The 19,480-nt window shown below is 59.3% G+C and carries 17 protein-coding genes and 1 riboswitch; of the genes, 11 read left to right on the forward strand and 6 right to left on the reverse strand.

The annotated features are described in order from the left end of the window. Positions 1 to 44 precede the first annotated feature (44 nt). The 4 genes from ACA073_RS02455 to ACA073_RS02470 are packed head-to-tail and all read left to right on the forward strand — an operon-like array spanning position 45 to position 3,585. Positions 45 to 929 (forward strand): DUF6625 family protein, encoded by an 885-nt coding sequence (locus ACA073_RS02455; protein WP_497401379.1) that lies wholly within the window; start codon positions 45 to 47, stop codon positions 927 to 929. Beyond that, positions 926 to 2,080 (forward strand): glycosyltransferase, encoded by a 1,155-nt coding sequence (locus ACA073_RS02460; RefSeq protein WP_497401381.1) that lies wholly within the window; start codon positions 926 to 928, stop codon positions 2,078 to 2,080. The genes ACA073_RS02455 and ACA073_RS02460 overlap by 4 nt, the downstream gene beginning before the upstream one ends. Further along, positions 2,077 to 2,958 (forward strand): glycosyltransferase, encoded by an 882-nt coding sequence (locus ACA073_RS02465; protein ID WP_497401382.1) that lies wholly within the window; start codon positions 2,077 to 2,079, stop codon positions 2,956 to 2,958. Before ACA073_RS02460 ends, ACA073_RS02465 begins: the two co-directional genes overlap by 4 nt. 3 nt (positions 2,959 to 2,961) lie before the next feature. Further along, on the forward strand, positions 2,962 to 3,585 hold the full coding sequence (locus tag ACA073_RS02470; RefSeq protein WP_497401383.1) for a CatB-related O-acetyltransferase: 624 nt from the start codon (positions 2,962 to 2,964) through the stop codon (positions 3,583 to 3,585). Between the two features lie 24 nt (positions 3,586 to 3,609). Here the strand turns inward: ACA073_RS02470 and ACA073_RS02475 are convergent, their stop codons facing one another. Next, a complete protein-coding gene (locus tag ACA073_RS02475; protein WP_497401385.1) occupies positions 3,610 to 5,475 on the reverse strand; it encodes an O-antigen ligase family protein in 1,866 nt (621 codons plus the stop codon). A gap of 154 nt (positions 5,476 to 5,629) precedes the next feature. Here ACA073_RS02475 and msbA point away from each other — a divergent pair, with 154 nt between their 5' ends. The 5 genes from msbA to ACA073_RS02500 all read left to right on the forward strand — a co-directional run bounded on the left by msbA (position 5,630) and on the right by ACA073_RS02500 (position 11,710). Continuing rightward, positions 5,630 to 7,432: a lipid A export permease/ATP-binding protein MsbA gene (gene msbA / locus ACA073_RS02480; protein ID WP_497401387.1), complete on the forward strand. Its 1,803-nt coding sequence runs from the start codon at positions 5,630 to 5,632 to the stop codon at positions 7,430 to 7,432. Between the two features lie 174 nt (positions 7,433 to 7,606). Next, entirely contained in the window at positions 7,607 to 9,028 is a 1,422-nt protein-coding gene (hldE, locus tag ACA073_RS02485; RefSeq protein ID WP_497401389.1) for a bifunctional D-glycero-beta-D-manno-heptose-7-phosphate kinase/D-glycero-beta-D-manno-heptose 1-phosphate adenylyltransferase HldE, read from the forward strand. A 127-nt stretch (positions 9,029 to 9,155) separates the two neighbouring features. Further along, complete coding sequence (locus ACA073_RS02490; protein WP_497401391.1) at positions 9,156 to 10,130, forward strand: glycosyltransferase family protein; 975 nt, start codon at positions 9,156 to 9,158, stop codon at positions 10,128 to 10,130. Positions 10,131 to 10,132: 2 nt separating this feature from the next. Next, positions 10,133 to 10,837 (forward strand): hypothetical protein, encoded by a 705-nt coding sequence (locus ACA073_RS02495; RefSeq protein ID WP_497401393.1) that lies wholly within the window; start codon positions 10,133 to 10,135, stop codon positions 10,835 to 10,837. A gap of 66 nt (positions 10,838 to 10,903) precedes the next feature. Continuing rightward, positions 10,904 to 11,710 carry a hypothetical protein gene (locus tag ACA073_RS02500; RefSeq protein WP_497401395.1) on the forward strand — a complete coding sequence of 269 codons (807 nt, stop codon included), beginning with the start codon at positions 10,904 to 10,906 and terminating at the stop codon, positions 11,708 to 11,710. 12 nt (positions 11,711 to 11,722) lie between these two features. On the opposite strand, the gene ACA073_RS02505 is transcribed toward ACA073_RS02500, so the two are convergent. The 4 genes from ACA073_RS02505 to ACA073_RS02520 form a co-directional block, all read right to left on the reverse strand. Next, a complete protein-coding gene (locus ACA073_RS02505) occupies positions 11,723 to 12,688 on the reverse strand; it encodes a metal ABC transporter ATPase (RefSeq protein ID WP_497401397.1) in 966 nt (321 codons plus the stop codon). Positions 12,689 to 12,720: 32 nt separating this feature from the next. After that, positions 12,721 to 13,533 (reverse strand): aldo/keto reductase, encoded by an 813-nt coding sequence (locus ACA073_RS02510; protein WP_497401398.1) that lies wholly within the window; start codon positions 13,531 to 13,533, stop codon positions 12,721 to 12,723. After that, positions 13,530 to 14,705: an NAD(P)/FAD-dependent oxidoreductase gene (locus ACA073_RS02515; RefSeq protein WP_497401400.1), complete on the reverse strand. Its 1,176-nt coding sequence runs from the start codon at positions 14,703 to 14,705 to the stop codon at positions 13,530 to 13,532. The genes ACA073_RS02510 and ACA073_RS02515 overlap by 4 nt, the downstream gene beginning before the upstream one ends. Positions 14,706 to 14,893: 188 nt before the next feature. Continuing rightward, positions 14,894 to 15,226, reverse strand: coding sequence for a DMT family transporter (locus tag ACA073_RS02520; RefSeq protein ID WP_008027887.1), 333 nt, complete (start codon positions 15,224 to 15,226; stop codon positions 14,894 to 14,896). Positions 15,227 to 15,329: 103 nt separating this feature from the next. Between ACA073_RS02520 and ACA073_RS02525 the strand changes: the two genes are divergently transcribed. Beyond that, a complete protein-coding gene (locus ACA073_RS02525; RefSeq protein WP_497401401.1) occupies positions 15,330 to 16,232 on the forward strand; it encodes a LysR family transcriptional regulator in 903 nt (300 codons plus the stop codon). 11 nt (positions 16,233 to 16,243) lie between these two features. Continuing rightward, positions 16,244 to 17,521, forward strand: coding sequence for a lipid IV(A) 3-deoxy-D-manno-octulosonic acid transferase (gene waaA / locus ACA073_RS02530; protein ID WP_497401403.1), 1,278 nt, complete (start codon positions 16,244 to 16,246; stop codon positions 17,519 to 17,521). A 124-nt stretch (positions 17,522 to 17,645) separates the two neighbouring features. On the opposite strand, the gene ACA073_RS02535 is transcribed toward waaA, so the two are convergent. Then, entirely contained in the window at positions 17,646 to 19,079 is a 1,434-nt protein-coding gene (locus ACA073_RS02535) for a TolC family outer membrane protein (RefSeq protein WP_497401405.1), read from the reverse strand. Between the two features lie 196 nt (positions 19,080 to 19,275). After that, positions 19,276 to 19,381: riboswitch (TPP riboswitch) on the forward strand. Positions 19,382 to 19,480 lie beyond the last annotated feature (99 nt).

Here is a 19,480-nt window from a genome sequence, read left to right on the forward strand (position 1 = left end):
CTGCCTAGCATGGCGGCGCTCCCAGCATTGACAGAGAATTTTCCGTGATTAATCCATGCCCGCGTATTTTGTTTCTGATGCCTTATTTCGGCCGCTGGCCTTTCTGGATGCCGTTTTTTCTGGAGAGCTGCCGTCGTAATCCCGACATCGACTGGTTGTTCTTCACCGATTGTGGGGTTCCCGAGAATTTGCCACCCAACGTGACCGTCGAAAGCATGACGTTCGTCGATTACTGTGGGTTGGTGTCCCGGCGGCTGGGTATCGACTTTGCGCCGATCGAAGCTTACAAACTGTGCGACATCCGCCCCGCGTTTGGACTGATTCATGCCGACCGCCTGGAGGGCTATGATTTCTGGGCGTTCGGCGATATTGACCTGGTGTACGGCGACCTGCGCAGCTACTTCACTGCGGATCGACTCGCCTCTTATGACCTGTACTCCACCCACGAGCGGCGAGTGGCGGGGCACCTTTGTCTGATCAGAAACACCGCCCGCAAGCGTGAGTTGTTCAGGCAGATCAAGGACTGGGAAGCGCGGTTCACGGACCAGAAGCATCACGCGATCGACGAAGGTGCATTCAGTCGAATCTTTCTCTGGCGCAAGAATTTCCCCGAGCCCTTGTTCAAACTGGTGGGCAAGTTCAACCCGTGGCGTCGACGCAGCGAATTCACCGAGGCATTCAGTACGCCGGGTGGCTGCATCAAGTGGCATGACGGGACCGAGAACTTCCCGCACCAATGGTATTGGCGCGACGGCCATCTGACCAATGATCGCGATGGCGATCGCCGGTTTCCGTATTTCCATTTCGTTTGCTGGAAGCGCAACGAGTGGTCACGGTTGCCTCAACCCGATCCGGCGGAGGTCAAGCGCCTCGCCGCTGAACCCGCCTGGGTCATCGATGCGACTGGTTTTCACCGGGGAGAGTTATGAGTCAACGGTTAAAGGTTCTGCAATTGCAGCCTGACTACAATGTCAAAGCCCATGACTTTGCCGACCTGGCGGAGCAGATCGTCAAGGCTTTGCCGGGTGATCGCTATGAGGTGACCGCAGCGTTTCTGCGGGGCAAGCCCGGGCCGGGCGAGGCCGTGAGCCGTGCCGCGCGTTCCGTGTATTTCGAGTTTTCCGACAAATCGCTCAAGGGCATGCGCCTGCTTGCCATGTGGCGGCTGTATCAGTTTTGCCGCAAAGAAAAATTCGATGTGGTGATCTGCAACCGCTTCAAGCCGGTCAACATGATGTTGACGCTCAACCGCTGGTTGAAAGTGCCATTGTGCATTGGCATTTCCCACGGCTTTGGTGAGTACGACCGGTTCTACCGACGTCGCCAGACCCAGCGCCTGATCGATCGTCACTGGCGTTTTGTCGGTGTGTCGCCGGCGGTCAAACAATACCTGCTGGACTGTGACTGCGGTTTCACCGATGAAAACACCTATGCCATTACCAATGCGATCGACATCGAACAGGCCGAAGGCTTGCAGCACAGCCGCGAACGCGCCCGTGAACTGCTCGGCATTGATCCGTCGGTGCGGTTGATCGGCGCTTTGGGCCGGTTGGTGCCGGTCAAGGGGCACACCTACCTGTTGCAGGCATTTGCGGCTCTCAAGGACAAGTACCCGAACACCCAGTTGGCGATCATTGGTGCCGGCCGCGAGGAGTCGTGTCTGGCCGTCGAGATCGAGCGTCTGGGCCTGAGCGGGCGCGCGCACCTGTTGGGCTTCAAGGAAAACGCCTTGCAGTACGTTCGCGCCTTTGACATCTGGACCATGCCCTCGCTGGCCGAAGGTCTCGGGCTGGCCTTGCTGGAAGGCATGAGCGGTCATCTCCCGGTGATCGCCTCCAGCGTGCCGGCGATGCTGCCGCTGATTGAGGGTGCGGGCGGTCTGGCGATCACGCCCAAAGATGTGCCGAGCCTGGTCGCGGCACTGGATAACTACCTCGGGCTGCCGGATGACACGCTCAAGGCCAAGGGTGAGCAAGCCTATCGTTATCTCCAGGAACAACACGACATCGAGGTGTTCCGTCAGGAATACCTGAACCTGATCGACTCCGGCTTGAGCAAGGCCCGCAAGGAACAGTCATGAACGACGCACAACCCATCGTCACGGTCATCATCGCGTCGTATAACCACGGTCGTTATATTGAGGAGAGCATTCTCAGCGTCCTCAACCAGACCTATTCGAACATTGAGTTGCTGGTGGTCGATGATGGCTCCAGCGATGACAGTGTCGAGCGGATCAACGTCTTGCAGGCGCAACACGGCTTTGATTTCCGTGTTCAGCAGAATCAGGGGCTGACCAATACCCTCAATGGTGCCATTGCGCGCGCAAAGGGCAGTCTGATCGTGCCCTTCGGTTCCGATGACATCATGCTGCCCGAGCGCATCGCCACGCAGGTGGCCTACATGGATGGCAAGCCCGAGGTCGGCATCTGCGCCGGCAACATCGAGCTTATCGACGCCGACGGCAACCCGTACCCGGAGTCGCGTCAGCGCCGCGATGTGCCGTTCCGCCGTCTGGATTTCGATGACATGTTCCTGGAGCGCAAGCCCTATCCGCCGGCGCCGACGCTGATGATTCGCCGCGAAGCGCTGGACAAGGTCGGTGGGTTCGATCCGAGCATTCGTCTGGAAGATTTGCTGATCGAGCTGAAGGTGACCCATGCCGGTTACTTCATTGATGGCTTGAACGTGCTGATGGCGCGCTATCGCAAACACGCCACCAATTCCTACAAGAATCACCGCTTCATGATCGACAACATTCTGCGTTCCTATGCCCTGTTCAGCGATCACCCGCTGTACGAGCACGTGCGCTACAAGTTTCTCAGTTCGATGTTCCTGAAGACCGCCAATCGAGACCGCAAATTGGCGCGGGAGCTGCTGGCGCAGATTCCGTTCAGGGCGTGGAACAAGAAGACCTGGCGTGGTCTGGGGCGTTTGCTTCTGCCGTTGGAGAAAGATTGAGCCATGGGCTGGATTCAACGCTATCGGGAAAAACGCGCGAAACGAGCGATCAGAAAGCTGCCGAAATTTGAGCGGGGCATGGCGCGTTTCAAACTGCAATATCCGGACTACGCCTTTGGCCGTGGCAGTTATGGCGTGCCACAGGTCCATGACTGGAAGGAAGGCTCGACGCTGAGCATTGGTGCGTATTGCTCGATCGCTGAAGGCGTGCAGATTTTTCTCGGTGGCCACCATCGTGCCGATTGGGTCACCACGTTCCCGTTGCCGGTCATGGTTGCACAGGCTGCACATATCAGCGGTTACAGCGGCACCCACGGCGATGTGAGCATCGGCAACGATGTGTGGCTGTGTTCAAACAGCACGATACTGTCAGGTGTGACGGTGGGGGATGGCGCAATCGTTGCCGCGGGTGCGCTGGTGACTCGCGATGTCGAGCCCTACGCAGTTGTCGGTGGCAATCCGGCGCGTTTCCTGCGTTGGCGTTTCCCTGAGGAACAGCGTTTGCTGCTCCTTCAGAGTGCCTGGTGGAACTGGCCGGAAGCCGAGTTGCACAGTCTGGCTGACAAACTCTGCAGCGATGATATCGAAGGCTTCCTTGCCTATGTCCGTCAGCGGCCGCCCGTCTGATCGTTCAAGGTTGACGAATTTCGGTCATACATGAGCCCGCTCGGGATGGCTGGCCGCCAGTACTTGCCTGTGCAGGTTATCCACCGCGGATTTCGATGCCGTCACGGCGTAGCCCTGAAGCAGTGCCTGGAAATGATCTTCGAACAACCAGCGATGATCGACGGTGTAGCGCTGCATATGGCGCAGGTTGCGCTGACGCAGGGACAGGCTCAGTGACGAAGGGTAAATGCGCAGGTCCGCCACGTCGATCAGGCCGAACTCGCCGTCCTCCAGTACCAGCACGTTGCCCAGATGCAAAGATCGGAAATACACGCCTTGCTCATGCAACTGCGCCATGAACTTGCCGAAGCGTTCCACCAGCGCCTGGCGCACGTCCGGAGCCGTGATCGCTTGCAGGACCTGACGCAGGGTATTGCCCGGCAGAGGCGTGTAGTGCACGGCGCTGCTGCCGTCCTTGAAGCGGTATAGATCCAGAATCTGCGGCGTCGGGATGCCCATGCGGCGCAGTCGCTCGCTGTTGTTTGCAAAGCGTTCGGAATACGGATCGAAGCTGCCCGAGGTGTACCAGCGGCGGCGGCGGAACAGCTTGAGGAAGCTGCCATCGACCAGACGCAGGACCTTGGGTCCCAGACCATCTTCCTCGATCACCTGGGCGTTGGCCGTCAGTTTTTGCAGGGTTGCCTGCGCCAGTTGCTTGATCGGCATGGCCAGCAGGCGACCAGCGCGCTGGTTGATACTCAACGCGGCGATCAGTGCCAGCGGAATCCACAGCAGGAACCAGTGTTCCTTGGGGCGCGAAATGATCCCGCCGCCTTCGGTCAGGCCTGCACCGATACCGAACACCAGCCAGGTCGAGGCGATGATGAACAGCGGTTGCACTCGATGGCGCCAGCTGCTCAGCAGGCCCCAGGCCTGGAAGAACAGCCACGGGATAAAACCGAAAATACCGACATAGTAGAGAACACCCAAGGCAAAACTATGGGGTTCGGCCAATGTGAAGCCGACGCTGGAGTCGATGGACAGGGTGGCGTCGTAGCCATGGCCGATCCACGGGTGATCGGCGATTTTTTGCAAGACCATCTGCCAGATTTCGAAACGATAGGAAACTCCTCGTTCGAAAATCATGTTCGAGAAAAGCACAACCACCGACGCCCCGCCGACGAGCATGATGCCCAGCAACACCACGGACCGGCGGTTCCAGCAGATGAAGCCCAGCCACAACGCGGCCAGTGTCAGGGCAACCAGCGGTGTCCGGGAGCCGGTGGCGATCACCGCGATAAACATGACCGCCATTGCCGGGATACTCAACCAGAGTATCTGTGGGCGCTTGCAGGTCATGCTCAGGCTCAGCCAATAGGCGCAGAAGAAACCGAACAAGTGCGAGCTCAACAATGGATTGTCGAACGCGCCGCCACCCACCAGGCGCAGACCCGGCTCATAGATGTGGGCAAACATGTACAGGTTATAGATCGACGCGATCAGCCCGACTATCGCGGCGCAGAGCAGCAGGGGCTGGACGATCTCGCTGCGGTAGCGCACCAGCAGGTAGCACCCGGCGAACAGCATCAGCGTGTGGAGCGGTGGCTTGAATTTTCCGGAAAATCCTCCATCGCCCAGGCTCCAGCTCAGACTCAACAGCGCCCACCCGGCGAACAGCAGCATCGCAATGAAGACCGGCTCGCGCAGCAACTCTTTGAGCTCTCGGGGTCGCAGGCAAAGCGCTATCAGGGCTGGAATGCTGAACAAGCCATAGTAGAGCTTATGAAACAGGCTGCGGTCCGGCAGGAAGAACAGCGAGCACAGAAGCAAAAGATAGCCAAGTGGAAGCATCCACAGGCAAATGAAGTCGAAGACTCGGTTGGACGTACTGTTGAAACTGCTGAGTTGCATGCTGAGAAATTCAATCCTGAAGTTGATCGGCCATTCCGGTGATGGCTATATGATACTGTTTGCGTCGTCTAACAATAACAGCCTTTAAGCGATTGCCAGAACCCTGAGGAAGCTGTGCTAAAGTCAGCGTCCTTTTTATCGACATTCGCGTGATATGACCGACTCCAGTCTCTCCGCAAGCCCCTCGAGCTTGAAAATCTATTTCCGTCTGCTCGGTTATGTCCGGCCGTACATCAGCCTGTTCCTGATCAGCATCGTCGGTTTTCTGATTTTCGCTTCGACGCAGCCAATGCTCGGCTACATCCTCAAGTACTTCGTCGATGGCCTGTCCAATCCCGAAGCGGTGCTGTTTCCCACCGTCCCCTATCTGCGCGACCTGCAACTGTTGCAAGCCGTGCCGTTACTGATCATTCTGATCGCCGCCTGGCAGGGGTTGGGATCTTATCTGGGCAACTACTTCCTGGCCAAGGTTTCTCTCGGGCTGGTCCACGACCTGCGGGTACAGTTGTTCAATAACTTGCTGGTTCTGCCCAACCGGTATTTCGACAAGCATAACTCCGGTCACCTGATTTCCCGTATCACCTTTAACGTGACGATGGTCACCGGGGCGGCCACAGATGCGATCAAGGTCGTAATCCGTGAAGGCATGACGGTGATCTTCCTGTTTGCCTCGCTGCTGTTCATGAACTGGCGCCTGACCCTGGTCATGGTCGCGATCCTGCCGCTGATCGCGTTGATGGTCAGTACCGCGAGCAAGAAATTCCGCAAGCAGAGCAAGAAGATCCAGGCGGCCATGGGCGACGTGACGCACGTGGCATCGGAAACCATCCAGGGTTATCGCGTGGTGCGCAGCTTCGGCGGTGAAGTCTACGAAGAGAAGCGCTTCTTCAATGCCAGCCAGGGCAACACCGACAAGCAATTGCGCATGACCCGTACCGGCGCTATCTACACGCCGCTGCTGCAGTTGGTGATCTACAGCGCCATGGCCGTGCTGATGTTCCTGGTCCTGTTCCTGCGTGGCGATGCGTCCGCCGGTGACATGGTGGCCTACATCACCCTGGCAGGCCTGCTGCCCAAGCCGATCCGTCAATTGTCCGAAGTCAGCTCGACCATTCAAAAAGGCGTGGCCGGTGCCGAAAGTATCTTCGAGCAACTGGACGTTGAACCGGAAGTCGATACTGGCACCGTCGAGCGCGATGCCGTGACCGGGCACCTGGATGTGCGGCATCTGAGCTTCACCTACCCTGGCACCGAGCGTCAGGTACTCGACGACATCAGTTTCTCGGTCGAACCCGGGCAAATGGTGGCGCTGGTAGGGCGTTCGGGCAGTGGCAAGTCGACCCTGGCCAACCTGATTCCGCGTTTCTATCATCACGACAAGGGCGAGATCCTGATTGATGGCGTCGAGGTGGAGCAGTACAAACTGCTGAACCTGCGCAAGCACATCGCCCAGGTCACCCAGCACGTGACGTTGTTCAGCGATACCGTGGCCAACAACATTGCGTACGGCGATCTGGCTGGCGCGCCCCGTGAAGACATCGAAAAAGCGGCGAAAGACGCTTATGCGATGGACTTCATCGCACAACTGCCAGAAGGCCTGGACACTCAGGTCGGCGAGAATGGCGTATTGCTGTCCGGTGGCCAGCGTCAGCGTCTGGCGATTGCCCGGGCCTTGTTGAAGAACGCGCCTTTGCTGATTCTCGACGAAGCCACCTCGGCCCTCGACACCGAATCGGAACGGCATATCCAGGCGGCACTGGATCAGGTGATGAAAGGCCGGACGACCCTGGTGATTGCTCACCGTCTGTCGACCATCGAGAAGGCCGACCTGATTCTGGTCATGGATCAGGGGCGGATCGTAGAGCGCGGCACGCATGCCGAACTACTGGCGCAAAACGGCTATTACGCGCGTCTGAACGCCATGGGCCTCGATGCCCCGGCTGAAGACATCGCCTGAGTCCTGTCGACGCCCGTTTGTCGGTGAATGATCGAAAAATCGCAGCCTGAAGTTCTCGAACTTGCGCAGGCTGCGATTTTTTGCTTTTGGCCCCCTCATTAATGCCATGCGCAAGCCCTACGCCAACCCTGTGCTAATATCCCGCCCTTGTTCATTTTGTATGTGGGTTGCTCCATGAAGTTGTCCATGCCGCGATTCGATCAAGCCCCTGTATTGGTGGTCGGCGATGTCATGCTCGACCGCTACTGGCATGGTGGTACCTCACGGATTTCCCCTGAGGCGCCGGTACCGGTGGTCAAGGTCGAGCAAATCGAGGACCGCCCGGGCGGTGCCGCTAACGTTGCCCTGAACATTGCTGCGCTCGGCGCGCCGGCCTCGCTGGTCGGTGTGACCGGCGACGACGAAGCTGCCGACAGCCTGGCCAACAGCCTCAAGGGTGCTGGTGTGCGCGCACTGTTCCAGCGTATTGCGCACCAGCCGACCATCGTCAAGTTGCGGGTCATGAGTCGTCACCAGCAGTTGCTGCGTATCGATTTCGAAGAACCCTTTGCCACCGACGCCCTGGCGCTGGGCGAGCAAGTTGACGAGTTGCTTGAAGGCATCAAGGTGCTGGTGCTGTCCGACTACGGCAAAGGCGCGTTGAAAAATCATCAGGTGCTGATCCAGGCTGCCCGTGCCCGTGGCATTCCGGTGCTGGCCGATCCCAAAGGCAAGGATTTCTCGATCTACCGGGGAGCGAGCCTGATTACCCCGAACCTCAGCGAATTCGAAACGATCGTCGGCGGTTGCGCTGATGAGCACGAACTGGTGAGCAAGGGCGCGCAACTGATGCACGACCTGGACCTCGGCGCTTTGCTGGTGACGCGTGGCGAGCATGGCATGACCTTGTTGCGCCCGGATCATCCAGCCCTGCACTTGCCCGCTCGCGCGCGGGAAGTGTTCGACGTGACCGGTGCCGGCGACACGGTGATTTCCACCCTCGCGGCTGCGATCGCTGCTGGCGAAGAATTGCCCCACGCGGTGGCGTTAGCCAACCTGGCGGCCGGCATCGTGGTCGGCAAGCTCGGCACGGCGGCCATCAGCGCGCCGGAGCTGCGGCGTGCCATTCAACGTGCGGAAGGTTCCGAGCGCGGTGTGCTGGGCCTGGAGCAGTTGCTGCTGGCGGTTGACGATGCGCGTGCGCACAAAGAAAAGATCGTCTTCACTAACGGTTGTTTCGACATCCTGCATGCCGGTCATGTGACCTACCTCGAGCAGGCGCGGGCCCAAGGGGATCGTTTGATCGTCGCGGTCAACGACGATGCATCGGTAAGCCGTCTGAAAGGGCCGGGACGTCCGATCAACAGTGTTGACCGTCGCATGGCCGTGCTGGCCGGTCTGGGTGCGGTGGATTGGGTGATCAGCTTCCCTGAAGGCACTCCTGAAAACCTGCTGCGCGGGGTCAAGCCGGACGTCCTGGTAAAGGGGGGCGATTACGGGATCGATCAAGTGGTGGGTGCAGACATCGTGACGGCTTACGGCGGCACCGTGAAGGTGCTGGGGTTGGTTGAAAACAGCTCGACAACAGCGATTGTCGAGAAGATTCGCAGCAATTGATGAGATTAACGAGGCCCGTTTCATACTGCGTATGAACGGGTTTTATCGTGAGCTTATAACCGTTTACGAGGATGTTGACGGGTATGACCCAACGCACTTGCTTGCTTTGTCTCGTGGTAAATGATTTATGAAAGTCATGCTCCTGGTAATGGACGAGCAGCGCGTGATTCTGGATCGTCTGTATGAAATCGTGCAGCAGAATTGCGACGAGTGCGTCGTTTATCGCCTGAGCAAAAAGCAGCAAATGAAGCTGGGTCCGTTTCTCACCTCCGTCAAATACCAGAACTTTGACCGGGTGGTGATTTTCTCCAGGGTTAAACGCCTCGTCCCTCAACTAAGGGTCCTGAAATGTATTCCGGGCCTGGTTTTTCTTGAGCATGATGCTTACCAGAATTACATGCCCGAGAGTAAATACCTGCGGGTTTACTCGCGTCTATACAGTCGTCTGCCAAGTTCTCGCGTGCTGGTTTCCGGGGCTGTCGTAGCGCGTCGGATGCAATCTGAAAACATTGATGCAGTGTTCGTTTCGAAGGGATATGACGAACAAATGCTGCATAACACCGACAGTGTCAGGGACATCCCGGTGGCCTTTCTGGGCAGTCTGAAAAGTACTGAATACGCGCAGCGCAGGGCGCTTCTGGAATCCCTTTCCCGGCGTACCGGCATGTTGGTGGGCCGCACCCAGTCGGGCGCCGAATATCTGGAAATGCTCAATCGCATCAAGATTTTTGTGAGTGCCGATATCGGCATGAATGAATTCATGATCAAGAACTTTGAAGCGATGGCCTGTGGCTGTGTATTGCTGGCCTGGAGTCAGGGTGAAGAAGACCAATTGCTGGGCTTCCGGGATATGCACAATACGGTTTTCTATCGCTCCGAAGATGAGGCCGTGGAAAAACTCCGGCTGCTGCAGAGTGACCCCTTGCTGACGGCTCGTATCGCCAGTAACGGGCAGGCATTCGCCGAGAGCCAGTATTCCTTTGCTCGTGTGGGCCGCACACTCGCTGCCGAGATTCAGCGTGAAATGCGTCCCTGGCAACCGCCTTCAGCGGTCACCCGCCTGTGGGTAAAGGTGCGTTACGGTATGCAGGTTCCAGAGTAGCCATGGACAATCACCCGCCTCAAGCCGATGAGCCAATGGCGCTGGATGCGCTGCCAGGTGGTCACCAGTCTGTTCCCGGCGGGCTACCGCAGGCGCTGAAGGAATGCTTGCGCAGGGCTGCCCGGGTTCTGCTGGTTGCCAACAATCCAGCGATTACACGGGACGATTTCCAGGCGCTGAATATCGGCCCCGAAGATGTCGTCGTCAGCTTCAACAACTGTGTCCTGGCGACACTGCTTAGCCCGCAAAGCGTCAATCTCTTCGTACATGGTTTCAATGCGCCGGACGCCTACTTTTTTGGCCTTCCCTACGGGCCTGAAGTGCAGCGGCTTTTGGGGCAGACTGACGCGCGGTGTTTCACGATGTTAGTGGGATGCACCGGGGCCATGTGCCCCTTGCCGGAGGTGGCGCTTTATTGGGAGCGAATCCCGCTGCCGGCATTGTGGAACTACCCGGTCGATCGCCCGGGCGGTAAACGCTATGTCGGACCGACCACCGGCTTCAATGCGCTGGTGTTGTTCGACTGGCTGCGCGGACAAGCGGGATATGACTACCAACTCATGACGTTAGGTTTTTCCAACGAGGCGGGTAAGCGTTGGGGCGGGCATGCCTGGGATTATGAGCGGGACTGGTTGCAAAAATCAGACGTCATCGTGATACCTCTGCGGCGTCGCCGTTGGTGGCAGAAGTTGTTTCGACGCGGATGACTTGTCGCCGGTTGCCCGCGGGGCGCCGCAAGATGAGCCCGATTATTTTTCAAGGGGTGCTGTCGAGTGTTGAATATTGCAGTGGCTTTCTTTGGTATCCCGAGAAATTCGCAAATCTGCTTTCCTTCCATTCAAGAAAACGTCCTTGCGCTGCTTCCTTCCGACAGCAACGTAAAGTGCTTTTATCATCTGTATAAAATCGACGAAGTGCAGAACTCGCGCTCCGGTGAACAAGGTGAGTTGAAGGCTGACAACTACGCGCCCTTCGAAACCATGACCGGGCAACTGACCTCGACCGAGGGTGTGCTGGAGCGCTGGAATTTTGAACAAGTGAAAGCGCTGGGCGATACCTGGGCAGATGATTACGCCTCACTCAGAAACCTGATCTATCAACTCAATTCCCTGCACACCGTCACGACCATGATGGAGTCTTTCAATCCCGATTTCGTCGTCTACGTGCGGCCGGACAATTTCTTTCACTCACCGCTTCCCGCTTATGTGTTCAAGCATGCCGAAGCCCGGCGGCTCAACACCTACATTCCCGACTGGCAGTGGTGGGGCGGGCTGAATGATCGTTTTGCCATTTGTGGTCGTGACACATACGTCGCGTACGGCAAAAGGATCGAGCGCATTTTTGATTTCAGTAAAGCGACGGGGAGGAAGTTGCACTCCGAGCGGCTGCTCAAATTTGCACTGCAACAGGCAGGGGCGAAGATCTGCACCATGGACACCAAGGCTTCGCGTGTTCGTATCACCGGAGCCTTTGCCGAAGAATCATTCTCCCCCAAACGCGGGATGGGCAAGCGCGAGAATCGCTACTTCCATTTTTTTGCGCGGTTACGCACCGTCATGGACAAGCAACGAGCCGGTTAGATCGAGCCTGATTTACTTGCGCAAACTTCCCCGAACCAACCGCACCAGCCGCAGGGCCTTGACGCTCAGTTTCTTCAGTCCCCGTCGCGGGGCCTTCGGTACTTCCAGCCCTTGTTGGGCAACCCAGTCCTTCCAGCGAATTCGTTCCTCGCGGACTGTCCAGCCTTCCTGAATAGCAAAGCTTTCCGCCAGAAAAAGTCCACGGGTACTGGCGGGTAGAAGTTTGTCGCGCTTGAGCGTGTACAGTTCGGGGAGCGGGACGCCATCTTCCAGTGGCATCAGGTACAAGTCCGGGCGTTTGCGATCCAGGCGGGCCACCAGTTGGTCGCCTTCCAGTCGTTCGTCGACATGAAACAGGCTCAGGGACTTGGCTTCCTTGGGCACGTCGAGGCGCAAGTCATAGATCAATTGCAGCGACGCTGTCGGCAGATGAACGTAAGCCTGCGGACGCTCGATCAATTGCATGTTGGCGCAACGCACCGGGCGCGCCGAGCCGGAAAACGGGGTGAGGCGAAACGGCAAGGCTTCGCGATAGTGCAGCGCAGACGAGTAGGGTGCTGGCAGCCAGGTGTCGTTGAAACGTCCACCGAGCCAGCCTTCCGGGGTTTCCAGCAGGCACTCTTCGGCTATCTCCTGAATCGCCGTGTGCAGCGGCAGGTTCAGTTCGTGGGCCGGCACGTAACCGGAGATCAGCTTGAGCACCACATCGCCACGGTCTTGCCGACGCTGGCGTACCAACACCCAGTAGTCGCGATTCTGCCAGTGCAGGGTCAGGCGCACCGAGACCCCGAGGTTGGCCAGTTCCAGCGCGAATCGCTGGTTGTCAGCCACCGTCACCGGGCGGCGACGTTGCAGGGTCTGGGAAAAATTGAGCGGCATCCCGACGCTCTGATAGCTCAAGCCTTCGGGAGTCGCTTCGACGAATAACGGCAGGGTCTTGAAGTTGCTCGGGTTCTTTCTAATGAGCGTACGCGGCATGTCGGCTCCTGCTTAAGGCCGCGTGGGCGGCATCAGTTGCTACGTAGGACCTGGGCAACGGTGGCGACGTTGTGGGCGAGGTGCAGCGGATTGATGGTCCCGACAATAGCACTGGCCACACCCGGATGTTCAAACAACAACTCGAAGCTGGCGCGCACCGGGTCGACGCCCGGGCTCAGGCAGACATGACCGCTGGCCAGGGCTTTTTTGACCAGGATGGCTTTGCCGTGAGCAGCAGCATAGTCAATGACCGGCTTCTCGTTCTGCTCGTTCAGATTGTAGGTGACCATCGCGCAATCACCTTGCTCCAGAGCCTTCAAACCACCTTCGACGGTTTTACCGGAGAAACCATAGCCGCGAATCTTGCCTTCGGCCTTGAGCGCGGCGAGGGTCGCGTAGACTTCGCTGCCGTTGAGGATCGCCAGGTCGTTGCCGTCGGAGTGCACCAGCACCAGATCAATAAAATCCGCTTCCAGGCGTTGCAGGCTGCGTTCCACCGAGAGGCGAGTATGCGCGGCACTGAAATCATGGCGGGATTGACCGTCGGCAAACTCTTCGCCGACCTTGCTGACGATCACCCAATCCTGACGCTGACCCCTCAACAAGGGGCCGAGGCGTTCTTCGCTGCGGCCATAGGCCGGGGCCGTGTCGATCAGATTGATGCCCAGGTCGCGCGCGAGTTTAAGCAGCATGCGTGCTTCGTCATCGTCGGGAATCTGAAAGCCGTTGGGGTATTTCACGCCTTGGTCGCGGCCGAGTTTGACCGTGCCCAGGCCCAGAGGTGAAACCATCAGGCCGGTGCTGCCCAATGGGCGATGCAGTTCGTGCAGGGTGGGTTGGCTCATGGCAGCAGTTGCTCCCAGGCCGGGACACCCATCGGAGGTTTCGGCAATTCGGGCAGCGGTGCCGGGTGGCTTGGCTGGATGCCGTCACGTTGCAAAGCAGTGATGACGCGGTCGGCGAAGTCCGGTGCCAGGGCCAGTTTGGTTGGCCAGCCGACCAACAGCCGGCCTTCTTCGGCGAGAAATGCGTTGTCCGGACGGGTCAGGCCTGATTGCAGCGGCTCGGCACGGTCCACGCGCAAGGTCGCCCATTGCACAGTGCTCAGGTCGATCCATGGCAGCAACTGGCCGAGTTCTTTCTGCGCGGTAGCAATTTGCTCGGCAGGTTCGCGGGCAACACCTTCGGCTTCGGCAATGTCGCCACCCAGGTACCAGACCCATTGGCCATCGGCGGCCGGATGGGTCGTGACGGTGATGCGCGGTTTGGTGCCGCCGCCCAGGCAGTGGGCGTACAGCGGTTTGAGGCTCGGGCCTTTGGCGATGATCATGTGCAACGGTCGGCGTTGCATGGCGGGGTGGCTCAGGCCCAGCGCTTCAAGCAGCGCCGCCGTGCCGGCACCGGCGCTCAAGACGATGCGCTGGGCGCGGATCTCGCGCCCGTCGACCTTCAGGCCCACCAGAACGCCACCTTCCAGGAACGGTTCGATGTTCTGACCGGCGAGCAAGCCATCACCCGCCAGATCGGCCAGGCGCTGGATCAGGCTCGGCACGTCGATCACCAGTTCCGCGAGGCGATAGACCTTGCCCTTGAAGCGTTTGTCCTGCAGGGCCGGCGGCAGTTGATCGCCCTTGACCTGGTCGACGCGGCCACGCACGGCTTTGCTGGCGAAGAAACTGGTGAGGTTGCCGGCGATCGTGCCGGGAGACCAGAGGTAGTGGGCTTCGGACAGCAGGCGCACGCCGGACAGGTCCAGCTCGCCGTCGCCGGCCAGGGCTTCACGCCAGCGACGCGGCATGTCGGCGATGGCTTCCGAAGCGCCGGTCAGGGCGCCATGCAGCGCGTATTTGGCGCCGCCATGGATGATGCCCTGGGACTTGACGCTCTGCCCGCCGCCAAGGCTGGCGCTTTCCACCAGCACGGTCGAAAAACCCTGGCGGCGCAGGCGCGCATTCAGCCAGAGGCCGGCGACACCAGCGCCGACAATCAGAACGTCGGTGGAAATAACGGATGGCATGCGGCGACCTCAGTGATCAAGACGAGGGCGCAGTATACAGACTCGAAGAAGAGGGGATTAATCGGGGTTTGCGCAAACCGTGTGGGAGCGGGCTTGCTCGCGAAGGCGGTATGTCAGGCAACTTTTATGTCGAATGACACATCGCCTTCGCGAGCAAGCCCGCTCCCACAATAGATCGCGTTCAGGTCTTAGTGCCCGGCGGTTTTCGAGAACAGCTGGATGACTACAACGCCCAGCACAATCAACGCCATCCCCAGCATCGCTGGCACATCCAGCTTCTGCCCGTAGATAAACAGCGCCGCCACGCTGACCATCACGATCCCCATGCCAGCCCACACCGCGTAAGCCACGCCCACCGGAACGCTGCGCACCACCAGGGTCAGCATCCAGAAGGCGATGCCGTAGCCGACGATCACCAGAATCAGCGGCAGTGGTGTGCTGAAGCCTTTGACGGCTTTCATCGAAACAGTCGCGATCACTTCGGCGCAGATGGCAATGGCCAGGTAGTAGTAAGCGGTCATGGGTGCGTCCTCGTGTGAAGTGTTGCTTTCTGAGGTCGGCATTCTAGTGATTCTTCAGATGCGGTAAAGTCATTACCTATCTGTCCTGAAGATGGGTTTGCCCATGAACATGCAATGGAATCTGGAACAGCTGCGCTTGTTCGTCAGCGTCGCGGAGCAGCGCTCGTTTTCCGCTGTGGCGCGGGATCAGCGCAAGGCGCAGTCGGCGGTCAGCAGCTCGATTGCGTTGCTGGAAGAAGACTTGGGTGTGAGCCTGTTCGACCGCAGCAGCGGTCGCCAGCCAAAACTCACCGAGGCCGGCAGTGCCTTGCTGGAGGAGGCGCGGGAAGTGCTGCGCCAGTGCGAACGCCTCAACGGCCGGGCGCTGGCGATGATGCGCGGGCAGGAGGCCCGACTGCGCGTGGCTCAGGATGAGGCAATGCCGTATCAGCCAATCATTGAAAGCTTCGAAGCCCTGGCGAAACAATTCCCCAGCCTTGAAGTGCAACTGACCAGCGCCGCTCAGGGCGATGTGGCGCGCAAGCTTGTGGAACGCCGAGCCGATCTCGGTTTGTTGTTTTATCACGATCAGATTCCCGAGGCGCTCGAGCGTCGAGTGCTGGGCAGCGTCGAAATGGTAACGGTGTGTGGCGTCGGCCATTCACTGGCAAGTCAGGCTCAGGTCGATTGCCAGCAACTGGCGCAGCATCGGCAGTTGCTGATGTCGACCCAATCCAGCGTGTATCCCGGCAGCGAGCCGGCCAGCCCGCAGGTCTGGCGCGCTGACAGTTTCTACGTGATGGCTGAATGGCTGGTGCGCGGCCTCGGTTGGGCCTGGCTGCCACGACACGTTGTGCAATACCCGGCGTATCAGGGGCAGATGATCGAACTGGTCAGCGAATGGACACCGCCGGCACTGGTGGTGGAACTGGTCTGGCGCCGTGACGAACCGCTCGGCCCGGCAGCCCGTTGGCTGGCGGAACGTTTTGCCGTGCACTTGCAGGCGATCGGCGAGAAAAGCCGATAAACTCCGCCGCCATGAATAGAACTCTCTACACCGCGCTGTTTTACCTGGGGCTGCCACTGGTAGCGATTCGGCTGTGGCTGCGCTCGCGCAAGGCGCCGGCGTATGCCAAACGCATCGGCGAGCGGTTCTCCCTCGGGTTGCCGACGATGAAGCCGGGCGGCATCTGGGTGCACGCGGTGTCCGTGGGCGAAAGCATTGCGGCGGCGCCGATGATTCGCGCGTTGCTGCAACGCTATCCGGCGCTGCCGATCACCATCACCTGCATGACGCCGACCGGGTCCGAACGCATCCAGGCGCTGTTCGCCAATGAGCCGCGCATTCAGCATTGTTATTTGCCTTATGACTTGCCGTGCGCCGCGGCGCGATTTCTTGATCGGGTCCGGCCAACGCTGGCGGTGATCATGGAAACCGAACTCTGGCCCAACCACATCCACCAATGTGCCAAACGCGGGATCCCCGTGGCATTGGCCAACGCGCGACTGTCCGAGCGTTCGGCCAAAGGCTATGGCCGATTCGGCAAGCTGACCCAGCCGATGCTCGCCGAGATGAGCCTGTTCGCGGTGCAGACCGAAGCCGAGGCTCAGCGCTTCCGTGATCTTGGTGCGCGTCCGGACACCGTCGAGGTAACCGGTTCGATCAAGTTCGACCTGACCATCGACCCGGCCCTGCTCCAGCGTGCCACCGAGTTGCGCGGGCAATGGCAGGCTCAGGAGCGTCCGGTGTGGATCGCCGCCAGTACTCACGACGGTGAAGATGAAGTGGTGCTGGCGGCGCATCGCCAGTTGCTTGCCGGTCATCCCGATGCGTTGCTGATTCTGGTGCCGCGTCATCCGGAGCGATTCAATGCGGTGTTCGACCTGTGCAAGCAACAGGGCTTTGCCACGGTTCGGCGTTCCACCGGCGAGCCGGTGACCGCAGGGACTTCGGTGTTGCTCGGCGACACCATGGGCGAGTTGCTGTTTCTGTACGCCCTGGCCGACAGCGCTTTTGTCGGCGGCAGTCTGGTGCCGAACGGTGGCCATAACTTGCTGGAGCCCGCCGCCCTGGCGAAACCGGTGCTCAGTGGGCCGCACCTGTTCAACTTCCTCGAAATCGCCGCGCAATTGCGCAGCGCCGGGGCGTTGCAAGAAGTAGAGGATGCCGAAGGTCTGGCGTTGGCGGTGCAGCGATTGTTCGAATTGCCGCGCGATGCGCAGCGAATGACGGAGGCCGGGTTGAAAGTGATGCGCACCAATCAGGGCGCGTTGCAGCGGTTGCTGGATGGGTTGGGCAAGTTGATCGATCGTTAGACTGCGCCGCCTTCATTCGCGAGCAAGCCCGCTCCCACATTTGATCTCTGTTTACACAAATTTAGTGTTCACAGAGATCAAATGTGGGAGTGGGCTTGCTCGCGAATGCTTTTTGCTTTTGCTGTCAGGGCCGGGCTTTGAGTTGCTCGGCCGCAGCCTTCGCCAGATCCGGTGGCAGGAAGTCCTTGTCCGGGTTGTAGTCAGCCTTGAGATAGCGCTTCAGATCCTGCAAATCCCCCGGGTTCAACGTACCGGCGGCCTGCTTCAAGCGCAGGTTGTCGAGGATGTAGTCGTAGCGGGTGTTGTTGTAATTGCGCACCGAGGTGTACAGCTGACGCTGGGCATCCAGTACATCGACGATGTTTCGCGTGCCCACCTGATAACCGATTTCGGTCGCTTCCACCGCGCTCTGGTTGGAGATGATCGACTGCTTGCGCGCCTGCACCTGTTCCACATCGGTGTTCACCGCGCGGTGCAGGTTGCGGGTGTTTTCCACCACTTGCCGACGCAGGCCTTCACGCTGTTGTTCAGTCTGGTCCAGGCGCGAATAAGACTCGCGCACTTGTGAGCTGGTGAGGCCACCGCTATAGATCGGAATGTTCAGTTGCAACGCCAGCGTGCGTTGCTCGACGGGGCCACCATACGGCTGGCCGAAGCCGTTCGGGTTGCTGAAACCCAAGGCATCGTTGTCGCCTTTTTCGTACTTCGCTACCGCGTCCACGGTCGGTGCGTGGCCGGCCTTGCGCTGCTTCAGGGTTTCTTCGGCGGCGCTGACCGCGTAGTTGCTGGCCAGCAGATTCAGGTTCTGTTTGGCGGCGGTGTCGACCCAGGACTTGGCATCATTCGGCGCCGGCGGCAGGATCGGCAGGGTGTGGACGATGCCCTGAATCGAGTTGTACTGACGGTTGGTCAGGGTGATCAACGCTTCAAAGGCATCATCCACCTGACGCTGGGCAACGATCCGGTTGGCCCGTGCCGTGTCGTAACTGGCCTGCGATTGCAGCACGTCGGTCTTGTCCGACAGGCCGACGTCGAAGCGTTCATTGGATTGATCGAGTTGGCGTTTGAACGCCGCTTCCTCAGCCTTGGTCGAGGCCAGATTGTCCTGGCTGCGCAGCACGTTGAAGTAGTTTTCAGCGGTTTGCAGAATCAGGTTTTGCTCGGTTGCCGAGAGTTGCAACGCGGCCTGCTCATTGACGTCCTTGGCGGCCTGATACTGGAACCAGCGATCAGCGCGAAACAGCGGCTGAGCCAACGTTGCCTGCCAGGAATTGGCGCTGCGGTTGGCGACGGCCGCCGGTTGATCGATGTCGGTGCGTACGTTGGCCACCTGGGCGCCACCCGAGATATTCGGCAGCAGGCCGGCGCGGGCCTGGGGCACGACTTCTTTCTGGGCGCCGTACTGGGCGCGGGCGGCGGCCAGGTCGGCGTTGTTGTCCACCGCTTCCTGGTAGACGCTTACCAGATCGGTCCTGGTCGATAAGGGCGCTTCTGCTGCCCAGGCCATTCCATTGGACGCACAAGACACGGCAAGGGCCAGTGAGAGTTTGCGCAGCATGAGGCGATCCCTACAAATTGATATGACGCTGATAATTTAGGCGCCAAGGTACGGCGCGACCCGCACAGCGTCAAGGCGCGGTACGGCGTAGCGAGTGTAGTTGCGCACACGTGCGGCAACAATCCTGTAATTGCGCCATTCATCATGGTGTTTGCTGCGGTGTTGGCGTTCTTTGCCACTTGTGTCTAGACTGGCCGGGTTCTTGTCGGGGTGCCTTGCTATGAGGCTGAGATCGAATAATTTCGGATCCCGTTGAACCTGATCAGGTTAGCGCCTGCGTAGGGAACAAGATTTCTCGTCACCCGGCGAGTCCTCTTGTGCTTCGTCCGGGATGTTGTTCGACAATCGAACACCCCTCGAGCACTGAGCACAGCACGGCTGGTTTTCCCAGCGCACGTGCG

The organism is Pseudomonas sp. LBUM1670 (genome assembly GCF_059695695.1).

Excerpts from the sequence above, each read along its gene's own strand:
- ACA073_RS02515 (WP_497401400.1), bottom strand. The coding sequence starts at position 14,705 with ATGCCATCCGTTATTTCCACCGACGTTCTGATTGTCGGCGCTGGTGTC.
- waaA (WP_497401403.1), top strand. The coding sequence starts at position 16,244 with ATGAATAGAACTCTCTACACCGCGCTGTTTTACCTGGGGCTGCCACTG.
- ACA073_RS02535 (WP_497401405.1), bottom strand. The coding sequence starts at position 19,079 with ATGCTGCGCAAACTCTCACTGGCCCTTGCCGTGTCTTGTGCGTCCAAT.
- ACA073_RS02525 (WP_497401401.1), top strand. The coding sequence starts at position 15,330 with ATGAACATGCAATGGAATCTGGAACAGCTGCGCTTGTTCGTCAGCGTC.
- ACA073_RS02460 (WP_497401381.1), top strand. The coding sequence starts at position 926 with ATGAGTCAACGGTTAAAGGTTCTGCAATTGCAGCCTGACTACAATGTC.
- ACA073_RS02495 (WP_497401393.1), top strand. The coding sequence starts at position 10,133 with ATGGACAATCACCCGCCTCAAGCCGATGAGCCAATGGCGCTGGATGCG.
- hldE (WP_497401389.1), top strand. The coding sequence starts at position 7,607 with ATGAAGTTGTCCATGCCGCGATTCGATCAAGCCCCTGTATTGGTGGTC.
- ACA073_RS02520 (WP_008027887.1), bottom strand. The coding sequence starts at position 15,226 with ATGACCGCTTACTACTACCTGGCCATTGCCATCTGCGCCGAAGTGATC.
- ACA073_RS02505 (WP_497401397.1), bottom strand. The coding sequence starts at position 12,688 with ATGCCGCGTACGCTCATTAGAAAGAACCCGAGCAACTTCAAGACCCTG.
- ACA073_RS02465 (WP_497401382.1), top strand. The coding sequence starts at position 2,077 with ATGAACGACGCACAACCCATCGTCACGGTCATCATCGCGTCGTATAAC.
- ACA073_RS02475 (WP_497401385.1), bottom strand. The coding sequence starts at position 5,475 with ATGCAACTCAGCAGTTTCAACAGTACGTCCAACCGAGTCTTCGACTTC.
- msbA (WP_497401387.1), top strand. The coding sequence starts at position 5,630 with ATGACCGACTCCAGTCTCTCCGCAAGCCCCTCGAGCTTGAAAATCTAT.
- ACA073_RS02490 (WP_497401391.1), top strand. The coding sequence starts at position 9,156 with ATGAAAGTCATGCTCCTGGTAATGGACGAGCAGCGCGTGATTCTGGAT.
- ACA073_RS02470 (WP_497401383.1), top strand. The coding sequence starts at position 2,962 with ATGGGCTGGATTCAACGCTATCGGGAAAAACGCGCGAAACGAGCGATC.
- ACA073_RS02510 (WP_497401398.1), bottom strand. The coding sequence starts at position 13,533 with ATGAGCCAACCCACCCTGCACGAACTGCATCGCCCATTGGGCAGCACC.